The 12748-nt window shown below is 65.6% G+C and carries 9 protein-coding genes and 1 tRNA gene; 7 read left to right on the forward strand and 3 right to left on the reverse strand.

The window, feature by feature from the left end; all coding sequences use genetic code 11:
* Positions 1-5: 5 nt before the first annotated feature.
* Positions 6-96 (forward strand) — tRNA-Ser (locus tag ACQHI0_RS29495).
* Between the two features lie 16 nt (positions 97-112).
* Here the strand turns inward: ACQHI0_RS29495 and ACQHI0_RS29500 are convergent.
* Complete coding sequence (locus ACQHI0_RS29500) at positions 113-1081, reverse strand: helix-turn-helix domain-containing protein (RefSeq protein ID WP_427905016.1); 969 nt, start codon at positions 1079-1081, stop codon at positions 113-115.
* Positions 1082-1441: 360 nt separating this feature from the next.
* Between ACQHI0_RS29500 and ACQHI0_RS29505 the strand changes: the two genes are divergently transcribed.
* Entirely contained in the window at positions 1442-1633 is a 192-nt protein-coding gene (locus ACQHI0_RS29505; RefSeq protein ID WP_427905017.1) for a hypothetical protein, read from the forward strand.
* 40 nt (positions 1634-1673) lie between these two features.
* Here ACQHI0_RS29505 and ACQHI0_RS29510 read toward each other — a convergent pair whose 3' ends face one another.
* On the reverse strand, positions 1674-3968 hold the full coding sequence (locus tag ACQHI0_RS29510) for an MMPL family transporter (RefSeq protein WP_427905018.1): 2295 nt from the start codon (positions 3966-3968) through the stop codon (positions 1674-1676).
* A gap of 175 nt (positions 3969-4143) precedes the next feature.
* The gene (locus tag ACQHI0_RS29515) at positions 4144-6438 is read right to left on the reverse strand and encodes an MMPL family transporter (RefSeq protein WP_427905019.1); all 2295 of its coding nucleotides are present in this window, start codon (positions 6436-6438) and stop codon (positions 4144-4146) included.
* A 200-nt stretch (positions 6439-6638) separates the two neighbouring features.
* Between ACQHI0_RS29515 and ACQHI0_RS29520 the strand changes: the two genes are divergently transcribed.
* The 5 genes from ACQHI0_RS29520 to tgt all read left to right on the forward strand — a co-directional run bounded on the left by ACQHI0_RS29520 (position 6639) and on the right by tgt (position 12741).
* A complete protein-coding gene (locus ACQHI0_RS29520) occupies positions 6639-7232 on the forward strand; it encodes a TetR/AcrR family transcriptional regulator (RefSeq protein ID WP_427905020.1) in 594 nt (197 codons plus the stop codon).
* A 9-nt stretch (positions 7233-7241) separates the two neighbouring features.
* Positions 7242-7718 (forward strand): RrF2 family transcriptional regulator, encoded by a 477-nt coding sequence (locus ACQHI0_RS29525; RefSeq protein ID WP_427905021.1) that lies wholly within the window; start codon positions 7242-7244, stop codon positions 7716-7718.
* An 85-nt stretch (positions 7719-7803) separates the two neighbouring features.
* On the forward strand, positions 7804-9537 hold the full coding sequence (locus ACQHI0_RS29530; protein ID WP_427905022.1) for an ABC transporter ATP-binding protein: 1734 nt from the start codon (positions 7804-7806) through the stop codon (positions 9535-9537).
* Positions 9534-11438 (forward strand): ABC transporter ATP-binding protein, encoded by a 1905-nt coding sequence (locus ACQHI0_RS29535; RefSeq protein ID WP_427905023.1) that lies wholly within the window; start codon positions 9534-9536, stop codon positions 11436-11438. The genes ACQHI0_RS29530 and ACQHI0_RS29535 overlap by 4 nt, the downstream gene beginning before the upstream one ends.
* A gap of 49 nt (positions 11439-11487) precedes the next feature.
* A complete protein-coding gene (gene tgt / locus ACQHI0_RS29540) occupies positions 11488-12741 on the forward strand; it encodes a tRNA guanosine(34) transglycosylase Tgt (protein WP_427905024.1) in 1254 nt (417 codons plus the stop codon).
* Positions 12742-12748 lie beyond the last annotated feature (7 nt).

Raw genomic sequence — 12748 nt, forward strand, 5'->3', positions numbered from 1 at the left:
TCGGCGGTGGCGTGTCCGAGCGGCCTAAGGAGCACGCCTCGAAAGCGTGTGAGGGGTAACCCCCCTCCGAGGGTTCAAATCCCTCCGCCACCGCCACGAGCCCCTCACTTGTTCACGCAGGTGGGGGGCTTTTTCTTGTCTGGAAAGAGCGGCGGTAGGACGACGGTGAGGTGCGGACTGCCCGGGTGAAGTGGTGGCGGAAGGTGACCGGGGTGGCGAAACCTGATGCGGTGGCGATCTCCTCGATCGGGGCGTCGCCGGTTTCGAGCATGGCCAGGGCGGCTTGGATGCGTTGGGCGATCAGCCATTTGCTCGGCGTCACGCCGGTTTCGCGGACGAAATGGCGTAGGTAGGTGCGCGGTGACAGGCCCGCGACTCTGGCCAGGTCGGGGATGCCGATCGGGTCGGCGAGGTGTTCGAGGGCCCAGGAGAGACTGCGGGCGATGGGGGCGTCTAGGGGCTCGGGTGGCATGGGGGATTCGATGTATTGGGCTTGGCCGCCGGCGCGATGGGGCTGGATGACGAGGCGGCGGGCGACCGCGTTGGCGACGGCGGAGCCGAGGTCGTTGCGGACCAGGTGAAGTGCGAGGTCGAGGCCGGCGGCGCAGCCGGCGCTGGTCAGGATGTCGCCCTCGTCGGTGTAGAGGGGTTCGGGGTCGACCTCGACCAAGGGGTAGCGCTCGCGCAGCAGGTCGGCGTAGCGCCAGTGGGTGGTGGCTCGGCGGCCGTCGAGTAGACCCGCGGCGGCGAGCGCGAAGGCGCCCGAGCAGATCGACACGATCCGGGAGCCGTTGCGGTGTGCCGAGCGAAGCGCGTCGATCAGCTCCGGCGAGGTCTGCGCGCGCGGGTCGGCGACGCTCGGGACGACGACCGTATCGGCGGCGGCGAATTCCGCGAGACCGTACGGGCTGGTCATGGTGGCGCCACCGATCACCCGGATCGGGTCGGGCGTTTCGGTGCAGATCTTCAGCTCGTACCACGGCTCGTCGATATCGGGCCAGGTCAGGCCGAAGACTTCGATCACGATGCCGGTTTCGAACGCCGTCATCCCGTCGTATGCCAGCACGGAGACAGAACTCATGTCTAAATCTTAGCGATAGTCGTCATCTATGCCACTTCTCCCGGTGACGCGGAAGTCAGACCATGGAGATATGTTGAAGCAGCTGAAGGACTTCGCCATCGGAATCCACACCGCCAACGCGATCAGGCACGGCATCCGCCCGCCTGCCGCGGCTCGGCCGGAAAGCCGGAAGCCACAGTGCGGGAGAGCGCGGACCACCCGGTAGCGGCACGATCTGTCGTCGGGTATTCACCTCGTCCGACCTGCGGTGTATTCCTCGCGTAATAGACTGGGTTACACCGAATCCGGGAAGGAACGATGATTATGCGCGGGCGACAGCCGCCACCCGCGAAGTCCGGGATCGGGCTCGGGGGAAAACTTATGGTTCTGGTCGTGCTCGGCTGGATCGCCGTCGGGTTGCTCGCTGCTGGTCAGCGGCACCACTTCGCTCACCTGCCCAAACAATGCGCGGAATGGGCGACCATCGCGGTCACCGCCGCGGCGGGGCCCGCGAACTACATCGGGCTCAATCCGCGCGTCACCGAATGTCAAGTGCCGCAGCCGAGTCAGTAGCGAAATGGCCGGGGAACCAGAGCTCCCCGGCCATCGCTGCTCAGCCTTGCGGTAGTGGCGCGTCGACCTTCCGTTGTTCGGCCTGGACCTCGCGCAGCCGCGAGCCCTCGATGTCGATATCGGGGACGATGCGCTCGAGCCACTTCGGCATCCACCACGCCCATTTGCCCAGCAGCACAAGCAAAGCGGGAATGAGCACCATCCGGACGACGAACGCGTCCAAGGCCACGCCTGCCGCCAGCGCGAAGCCCATCGACTTGGCTGTGACATCGGATTCCAGCAGGAACGAACCGAACACCGAGATCATGATGATCGCCGCCGAGGTCACCACGCGCGCACCGTGGTGATAGCCCTTGATCACCGCCTCGGTGGGATCGGCGCCGTGCACGTACTCCTCGCGCATGCGGGTCACCAGGAACACCTGATAGTCCATCGCCAGGCCGAACACCAAGCCGATCAACATGATCGGCAGGAAGCTGACCAGCGGATGGGGATCCTGGATCAGCCCGAACTTGCCCTCCTGGAAGATCAGCACGGTCGCACCGAAGGTCGCGGCCATCGACAACAGGAAGCCCAGCGCCGCGGTGAGCGGAACCAGAATCGAGCGGAACACCAGGATCAGCAGGATGAATGCCGCACCGGCCACGATAGCCATGTACGGGACGATCTTGCTGAGCAGCACGTGGTCGATATCGGCGTAGATCGCGGTGGTTCCGGTGATGCCGTAGGACATCTTGTACTGCTCGTTCAGATCGGATTCGGCATCGCGCGCCGACTCGACCAGGTCCTTGGTCGACTGGGCGTTGGGGCCGGTCTTGGGGATGCCGTTGATCAGCGCGCCCGCACCGTCCTCGCTCATCTGCGGATCGGTGACCAGCTCCATGTCGGGATAGGACTGCAGCTTCGCGCGCAAGGCGTCGAGCGCCGCCGGACGCTGGTCGGCCGGGGTTTCGCTGAGGTCTACGGCCACCTGGAGCACGCCGTTGCTGCCCTCGCCGAAACCCTCGGTGCGCAGGTCATAGGCCTTACGAACGGTCGTCGACTTGGGCAGGCTGTCCTCGCCGGGCAGCCCGAGGTTCAGGTTCAGCGCCGGTGCGGCGAGCAGGCCGAGCACCACGATGGCCAGGAGCATCGTGATCGCGGGGAACTTGGCGATCACCCTGGCCACGCGGGTGCCGTTGGTGACGACACTGTCGTCCTCGGGATCGTGCTGGGCGATCAGCGGCAGCTTCGGCTTGAACAGTGCCTTGCCGAATGCACCGAGCAGCGCCGGCATCAGCGTGATGGCGGTGAGCACGGCGAACGCGGCCGCGATGGCGCCACCCAGACCCATGAACGTCAGGAACCTGACCCCGACGATGCTCAGCCCGACCAGCGCGATGATGACGGTGAGCCCGGCGAACACCACCGCCGAACCCGCCGTGCCCAGCGCGGTACCGGCCGCTTCCTCGGCGGAATCCTGTACCGCCAGTTCGTGTTTGTACCGCGAGACGATGAACAGCGCGTAGTCGATCGAGAGCGCGATGCCGATCATCGAGGCCAGGAAGGTGGTGAAGCTCGGCACCGACAGCACCGAGGTCGACAGGAAAATCAGCGAAGTCGCCGCGCCGAGCCCGACGATCGCGGTGATGATCGGCACGAACGCGGCCACGATCGCGCCGAACGCCACGATCATCACCACCAGTGCCACGGCCATACCGATCATTTCGGATTTGCCGCTCGGCATCTCCTGTTCCATCGCGATGGTGCCGCTGATCTCGACCGTCAGCCCGGCCGCGCGCGCGGAATCGCCCGCGTTGTAGGCGGCCTCGCGTTCGGTGGCGGTGATGTCGGCGAAGTCGGTGATCGTGAACGGGACGCTGAAGAACGCGACGGTGTCGGGTTCGGTCTTGTTCAGCACGTTCAGTGGTGCGCCACTGCAGGTGGACGGATCGGGTTGCCCGGTGAGGCAGCCCATTTCCTCGGTGGCGGTGATCGGATTCTCGATCGGCTTCGCGTGGTCGACGATGTCGAGTTGCTCCAGGTTGGCGATCAGCCCGTCGAGCGCGGCCCGGTTGGCCGGGTCGGTGAGCTTCTGGCCCGCGGGCGCCCCGACGACGTAGGTGCCGGTCACCGCGTCGAAAGCGAAGGCCTCCGACATGCCGGGGAAGTGCTTGTCGAGGATTTCGGTGGCCCGTTCCGACGGCAGGTTCGGCATGGAGAAGTCGTCGGTCATCGGCTTCTGCAGCGAGGAACCCAGTCCCGCGAGCACCATGAAGAACAGCAACCAGACGGGCAGCACAATCCATTTGCGGCGAAAGGCCAGCTTGCCCCACCGGTAGAGATAGATGGACACGGTTCTTCTCCTCGTGGATCGGTGCAGAGCGCGGATCGGAGGTGTAGCCGGTCGAACTAGCCCTGAGTCTGCTGCCCAGCAACCTCGATATCAAGCACCGTTCCAGCGCGGATGCCGAAACAACACGGCCCCGCAATCCGGTAGCGGATTGCGGGGCCGTGCGGTTTTGTCAGGGTCAGCCGACCGAAACCGGGTGCTTCACCGTGACGGCGCTCTCGGCGCGCAGCTCCTCGAGCTTGGCACCTTCGACGTCGATATCGGGCACGATGCGCTCGAGCCACTTCGGCATCCACCACGCCCACTTGCCCATGATCACCAGCAGCGCGGGGACCACGACCATGCGGACGATGAACGCGTCGATCGCCACACCGGCGGCCAGCGCGAAACCGAACGACTTCGCGGTGACGTCGGTTTCCATGATGAAGGAACCGAACACCGAGATCATGATGATCGCGGCCGAGGTCACCACGCGGGCACCGTGGTGGTACCCGGAGACCATCGCGTCCTTGGGTGATTTACCGTGCACGAATTCCTCGCGCATGCGGGTCACCAGGAACACCTGATAGTCCATCGCCAGGCCGAACACCAAGCCGATCAACATGATCGGCAGGAAGCTGACCAGCGGTTGCGGATCCGAGATCAGGCCGAACGCGCCCTCCTGGAAGATCAGCACCGTCGCACCGAAGGTGGCCGCCATCGACAACAGGAAGCCCAGCGCCGCGGTGAGCGGAACCAGAATCGAGCGGAACACCAGGATCAGCAGGATGAACGCGGCACCGGCCACGATCGCCAGGTACGGCACGATCTTGCTGAGCAGGACGTGGTCGACATCGGCGTAGATGGCGGTGGTGCCGGTGATGCCGTATGCCATACCGTACTGCGCGTTCAGATCCGCTTCCGCGCCACGCGCTTCGGCGACCAGATCCTTGGTGTCCTGGTTGTTCGGGCCCGACTTCGGGACACCGTTGAGCATGGCGCCCTGCTTGTCCTCGCTCCACTGCGGCTCGGTGACGTAATCCATGCCGTCGTAGGAGTCGAGCTTGTCGCGCAGTGCGGTGACCGCGGCCTCACGCTGGCCCTCCGGCGTCGCACTCAGGTCGGCGACGACCATCAGCACGCCGTTGCTGCCTTCACCGAAACCTTCGGTCCGCAGGTCGTAGGCCTTACGGATGGTGGAGGTCTTCGGCATGCTGTCGTCACCGGGCAGGCCGAGGTTCAGGCCGGCGGCGGGTGCGGCGAGCGCGCCCAGCACGACCACCGACAGGACCAACGCGACCCACGGCGCCTTGGCGATCAGCTTGGCGAAGCGCTGGCCGTTGGTGACCGAGGTTTCGTCCTCGGGGTCGTGCTGTGCCACGAGCGGGAGCTTCGGCTTGAACAGGTACTTGCCGAAGGCGCCCATCAGCGCGGGCATCAGGGTGACCGCGGTGAGCACGGCGAACGCGGCGGCGATGGCGCCACCGAGACCCATGAAGGTCAGGAACTCCACGCCGACGATGCCGAGCGCGCCGAGCGCGATGATGACGGTGAGACCGGCGAACACCACGGCCGAACCGGCGGTGCCGAGCGCGGTACCGGCGGCTTCCTCGGCCGAATCACGCACGGCCAGTTCGTGTTTGTACCGGGAGACGATGAACAGCGCGTAGTCGATCGAGAGCGCGATACCGATCATCGAGGCCAGGAAGGTGGTGAAGCTCGGCACTTCCATCACCGAGGTACCCAGCATGATCACCGAGGTCGCGGCACCGAGGCCGACGATCGCGGTGACGATCGGCACGACCGCGGCGACGATGGCGCCGAAGGCCACCACCATCACGATCAGCGCGACCGCCATGCCGATCAGTTCGGACTTGCCGCTCGGCTGTTCCTGCTTCATCGCGATCGAGCCGCTGAGCTCGACGGTGAGACCCGCGTTGCGGGCTTCGGCGCCGACCTCGAAGGCGGCGTCGCGCTCGGCGTCGGTCACGTCGGTGACGGCCTTGATGGTGAACGGGACGCTGAGCACGCCGACGGTGCCGGGTGCGGTCTCGCTCAGCACATTGAGCGGGGCCGACGAGCACTTCGACGGATCGGCGTTGTCGAGGCAGCCCATCTTGTCGGTGAGCTCGATCGGGCTCATCAGCGGCTTCTCGTGATCGACGATGTCGAGTTCGCCGAGCTTGGCGATGAACGCGTCGATCGCGGCGCGGTTGGCCGGGTCGGTCAGCTTCTGACCCGCCGGCGCGCCGATCACGTAGGTGCCGGACACGGCGTCGAACTTGAACTGTTCGGACATGCCGGGGAAGTGCTTGTCGAGGATCTCGTTGGCGCGGGCCGACGGGAGCGAGGGCATGCTGAAGTCGTTGCTCATCGGCTTGGCCAGTGTGGCGCCGAGGCCGCCGAGCAGCACGAACAGCAGTAGCCAGACCGGCAACACGATCCATTTACGGCGGAAAGCGAACTTTCCCCATCGGTACAGGTATACGGACACGCGGGTGCTCCTAGCGCGAAGAACGGGTGGGGGCATGGCTCGTAGACAGCACTCGCGGGCCACCCCTGCGGGACCCGCCTCCACAACATCGTTTTCTGCCTACCGTGCGGTAGGTAGACTACCTAGTGGATAAGTGGAGGAGCAACCTCAATTTTGGGGGCGCCGGATCCGTCACACCGAATCATGGGAGGATTGCCGCCATGCCCGCCCGAGACATCGCCGACGCCGTCACCGCAGGTGGAGGCACTAAACAGGCGATCCGCGACGCCGCGGTTCAGCTTTTCGCCGCCAAAGGTTTCGAGCAGACGAGCCTGCGCGAGGTGGCGGATGTGGTGGGAATCACGAAGGCTTCGCTCTACTACCACTACGCCTCGAAGCTCGATCTGCTCCTCGCGATCATCGACCCGATCATCGATCACATGCGCGACATCGTCGAGGACATCGAGGCCGTCCCCTACGACGACGAGGGTATCCGTGCGGTCCTGCGCACCTATCTGCGCGGCATGATCCGCCACCGCGACGCGGGCGCGCTCTGCGTGCGCGATACGGCGGCCATCGTCAACGCGATCGCCGACCGCTACCCCGATCTGATGGAACCCACCCGTGAGCTGCGGCTGTGGCTGGCCGGGCCCGACCCGTCCCAGGCTTCGATGCTGCGTGCCTCCGCGGCCATCGAGGTGCTCGGGGTGGCGCTGTTGTCGTCGGAACTGGCACCGGGCGCCACCGACGAGCTCGTCGAGAAGACCCTTCTGGACGCGGCCACCTGTGTGCTCACCGCATGCGGCACCGCGTAAGTTCGAACCGTGCATATCACCGCCAGAGTCGATTTCGCGGTGCGAACGCTGCTCGAGCTCGCCGCGGCCGACGGAGTCGTCAAGTCCGAGGCCATCGCCGCCGCCGCGCAGATCCCGCCGAAGGTGCTCGAGACGGTACTGGCCGAGCTGCGTCGCGCCGAGCTCGTCCTGAGCAGGCGCGGGCCCGACGGCGGGTATCGCCTCGGTCGGCCCGCGACGGAGATCTCGGTGGCCGATGTGATCCGCGCGGTGGAATCGCCGCTGGCGTCGGTGCGCGGGCAGCGGCCGGAGGACGTGCGTTATCCCGGTGCGGCGGAACCGTTGCAGCAGGTGTGGATCGCGCTGCGGGTCAATATCCGCGCGGTGCTGGAGAACGTCTCGATCGCCGACATCGCTGCCGACCGACTGCCCGGTTTCATCGGCGAATTGGTCGCTGACCCGGGCGCATGGGCACGGCGCGAACCGCGCACACCTGCCGGAACCTAGAGTTATCCACAGGCGCGGAGTTATCCACAGGGTGGGTAAAAGTGCGGGGCGTCGGTGACCAGCGCGGGGTAGCCTTCGATCCATCATGTTGATCACCCTGCTGAGGACATACCTCGCCCCCTACCGGCCCCAATTGGCGGCGGTGCTCGTCCTACAGCTGATCTCGGTCATCGCGATGCTGTACCTGCCCAGCCTCAATGCCGACCTGATCGACGACGGTGTCACCAAGGGCGACATCGGATTCATCTGGACCACCGGTCTGTGGATGCTCGCCGTGAGCTGCGTGCAGATCGTGGCCTCGGCGGCCTCGGTGTACTTCGGCGCGCAGGCGGCGATGGGCGCGGGTCGGGATATGCGCGGTGGCGTGCTGCACCGGGTGGAGACGTTCTCGGCCAGGGAGGTCGGGATGTTCGGCGCGCCCTCGCTGATCACCCGCTCCACCAACGACATCCAGCAGGTCCAGCTGCTCATCGTGATGTCGGTGACGATCCTGGTGATGGCCCCGATCATGTGTATCGGTGGCGTCATCATGGCGCTGCGCGAAGACCTCGGGCTGTCGTGGTTGCTGTTGATCGCGGTGCCCGCGCTGGCCATTGCGATGGGCACGATCGTGGCCAGGATGGTGCCGGGCTTCCGGCAGATGCAGGAACGCATCGACGGGGTCAACCGGGTGCTGCGTGAGCAGATCACCGGCATCAGGGTGGTGCGCGCGTTCGTTCGTGAGCGTCAGGAGATCTGGCGTTTCGGGATGGCCAACACCGCACTCACCGACGCCTCGCTGCGGGTCGGCAAGCTCATGGCGTTGATGTTCCCGACGGTGATGTTGATCAGCAATCTGACCGCGGTCGGGGTGATCTGGTTCGGCGGGCACCACGTGGACAACGGCACGATGCAGATCGGCTCGCTCACCGCCATGCTGTCCTACGTCATGCAGATCCTGATGGCAGTCATGATGGCCTCGTTCCTGGCGATGATGGCCCCGCGTGCGGCCGTCTCCGCCGATCGGATCGGGGCGGTGCTCGAGACCGAGTCGTCGGTCCGTCCGCCGCGGCTGCCGCAGTCGTTCAAGGGCGACCCGGCCACCGTCGATATGCAGTTCGCGGAGTTCGCGTTCCCCGGTGCGGAGAAGCCGGTGCTGCGCGGCATTCGCTTCGAGGCAACGCCGGGCACCACCACTGCCATCGTCGGTTCGACAGGTTCGGGCAAGACCACGCTGATCAACCTGATCCCACGCCTGATCGACGTCACCGACGGCGCGGTCTACGTCGGCGGCACCGACGTGCGTCACCTCGACCTCGAGTTGCTGCGCGGTGGAATCGGATTGGTGCCGCAGAAGGCGTACCTGTTCTCCGGCACCATCGCGACCAATCTGCGCTACGGCAAGCCCGATGCCACCGACGACGAACTCTGGCACGCGCTCGAGGTCGCCCAGGCGGCCGATTTCGTGCGTGAGATGCCGCAGGGTCTCGACACTCCGGTGGCCCAGGGCGGCACCACGGTGTCGGGTGGTCAGCGGCAGCGGCTGTGTATCGCCCGCGCGCTGGTGCGCAAGCCACGCATCTTCCTGTTCGACGATTCGTTCTCCGCACTCGATGTCGCCACCGACGCCCGGCTGCGCGCCGCGCTGAAGCCCGAGACCGCCGACGCGTCGGTGATCATCGTGGCCCAGCGGATTCAGACCATTCGCGACGCCGACCAGATCGTCGTCCTCGAAGACGGTGCGATGGCGGGCATCGGCACCCATGACCACTTGATGCAGCGCTGCTCGGAGTATCGCGAGATCGTCGAGTCCCAGCTGAGCGTGGAGGAAGCCCGATGAGGCCAGGCGCACCCGTTCCCGGAGCACCGGGCACGAAGGCCAAGTCGTTCAAGCCGTCGCTGAAGCGACTGGTGAGCAGGCTGGCTCCCGAGAAGTTCACGGTCGGTGTGATCGTCGCGTTGGTGATCACCTCCGTCGTGCTCAATACGCTGGGCCCGTACCTGCTCGGCAAGGCGACGAACCTGGTGTTCGACGGCTTCGTCGGTAAACAGCTCGCGCCCGGTCTCACCAAGGACGAGACCGTCGAGCTGCTGCGCAGGCAGGGCGAGACCACCCGCGCCGACATGCTCTCGGCGATGGATGTGATCCCCGGTACCGGCATCGACTTCGACGCCGTCGGCCGCGTGCTGATGCTCGTGCTCGCCCTGTACGTGGCCGCCTCGGTTTTCGGCTGGCTGCAGGGTTACCTGCTCAATATCGCCATCAACCGGACCGTGAAGCGACTGCGCGACGAGGTGGAGCAGAAGCTGCACCGCTTGCCGCTGCGCTACTTCGACACCGCGCCCCGTGGCGACGTGCTCAGCCGCGTCACCAACGACGTCGACAATGTCTCGCAGAGCCTGCAGCAGACGATGAGCCAGCTGCTGGTCTCGCTGTTCACCGTGGTCGGCATCCTGATCATGATGTTCTGGATCTCGCCGCTGCTGGCGCTGATCGCGCTGCTCACCGTGCCCGCCGCGATCGTGGTCACCGCGCAGATCGCCAAGCGATCCAAGCCGCACTTCGTCAACCAGTGGAAGTTCACCGGCGAGGTGAACTCCTCGGTGGAAGAGGCCTACACCGGTCACGAGATCATCACTGCGTTCGGTCGCGGCCGCGAGGTCGGCGAGGAGTTCGACAAGCGCAACCACAAGCTCTACGACGCGAGCTTCAAGGCGCAGTTCATCTCCGGCCTGATCATGCCGGCCATCATGTTCCTCGGGAACGTGAACTTCGTGTTCATCGCGTTGGTCGGCGGGCTGCGGGTGGCCACCGGCAACCTGTCGCTCGGCGAGGTGCAGGCGTTCATCCAGTACTCGCGTCAGTTCAGTCAGCCGCTCACCCAGATCGGCGCGATGGCGAATCTGCTGCAGTCCGGTGTCGCCTCGGCGGAGCGGATCTTCGAGATCCTCGACGCCGAGGAACAGAGCCCCGATCCGATCGTGGAGATCGCGCGTCCGGTGGATCGCGGGCGGGTGGAGTTCGAGGCGGTGTCCTTCGGCTACGACCCGGAAACCCCGGTCATCGAGCGGCTCTCGCTGGTCGCCGACCCCGGTCATGTGGTCGCGATCGTCGGCCCGACCGGCGCGGGTAAGACCACACTGGTGAATCTGCTGATGCGCTTCTACGAACTCGACGCGGGCACCATCGCGATCGACGACGTCGACATCACCACGATCACCCGCGACCACCTGCGCTCGCGGATCGGCATGGTGCTGCAGGACACCTGGCTGTTCAAGGGCACCATCCGCGAGAACATCGCCTACGGCAACCCGACGGCATCGGAAGCCGATATCCAGGCCGCGGCCAGGGCGGCCTACGTCGACCGGTTCGTGCACTCGCTGCCCAACGGCTACGACACGATCATCGACGAAGAGGGTGGCGGGGTGAGCGCGGGTGAGAAGCAGCTGATCACGATCGCCCGCGCGTTCCTGGCCAAGCCGTCGATCCTGATCCTGGACGAGGCGACCAGCTCGGTCGACACCCGGACCGAGTCGCTGGTCCAGCACGCCACCGCAGCGCTGCGTCGCGATCGCACCAGTTTCGTGATCGCCCATCGGCTTTCGACGATTCGGGACGCGGACCTGATCGTGGTGATGGACAAGGGACGCATCGTCGAACACGGCACGCACGAGCGGCTGCTCGCCGAGCGCGGACCGTACTACGACCTGTACAACGCCCAGTTCGCGGCGGCTCAGTAATACAACGCCCAGTTCAGACGCACCATCGTGGCCCTGGCACGATGGTGCGGTGGCCGATAGTAGCGAGTTCTCCTTCGAAGTAGGCACCCGTCTCGACGGGGGTCGGCATGGCCGGACCGGGGTGATCTCGACCCCGCACGGCGAGATCGCCACGCCCGCTTTCATTCCGGTGGGGACCAAGGCTTCGGTGAAGGCAGTGCTGCCAGAGACGATGGCAGAGATCGGGGCACAGGCGCTGCTGGCCAACGCCTACCACCTGTACTTGCAGCCCGGCGCCGACGTGGTCGACGAGGCGGGCGGGCTCGGGAAGTTCATGAACTGGCCGGGGCCCACCTTCACCGACAGTGGCGGGTTCCAGGTGATGTCGCTGGGGGTCGGGTTCAAGAAGGTCCTTGCCATGGAGGCCGTGGATATCCGGTCCGATCAGGTGATCGCGGCGGGCAAGGAGCGGCTGGCCACCGTAGACGACGACGGGGTCACCTTCCGTTCGCACCTGGATGGTTCGAAGCACCGTTTCACGCCCGAGGTGTCGATGGGGATCCAGCACGAACTCGGCGCCGACATCATGTTCGCCTTCGACGAGTTGACCACGTTGATGAATACCCGTGGCTATCAAGAGAAGTCACTGCAGCGTACGCACGAGTGGGCGCAGCGGTGCATCGACGAACACGAACGACTCACCGCGGTGCGCAGTCATCGGCCGTATCAGGCGTTGTTCGCGGTGATCCAGGGTGCGCAGTACGAAGATCTGCGGCGCAAGGCTTGTCGTGAGCTGGAGTCGATCCGGGGGAGTGGTGGTACGGAATTCGACGGGTACGGGATCGGCGGGGCGCTCGAGAAGCACAATCTCGGGACGATCGTGGGGTGGTGTTGTGATGAGCTGCCCGAGGCGAAGCCGCGCCACATGCTGGGGATCAGTGAGCCGGAGGACATGTTCACGGCGATCGAGAACGGGGCGGACACGTTCGACTGTGTGAATCCGTCTCGGGTGGCGCGGAATGCGGCGATCTATGTCGACGAGGGGCGGTTCAACATCAACACCGCTCGGTTTCGGCGGGACTTCACGCCGATCGATGAGACGTGCGACTGCTACACCTGCGCCCACTACACCCGTGCCTACCTGCATCACCTGTTCAAGGCCAAGGAGATGTTGTCGGCGACGTTGTGCACGATTCACAACGAGCGCTTCACGATTCGGCTCGTCGACCGGATCAGGGCCAGCATCGAGGGTGGGTACTTCGACGAGTTCAAGAAGGAATTTCTCGGCCAGTGGCGGGGCCGGATCAAGGTGCCGGGGGAGTAGGCGGCGG

The sequence above is a fragment of the Nocardia sp. FBN12 genome, assembly GCF_050320175.1.
Classification (GTDB): Bacteria; Actinomycetota; Actinomycetes; order Mycobacteriales; family Mycobacteriaceae; genus Nocardia.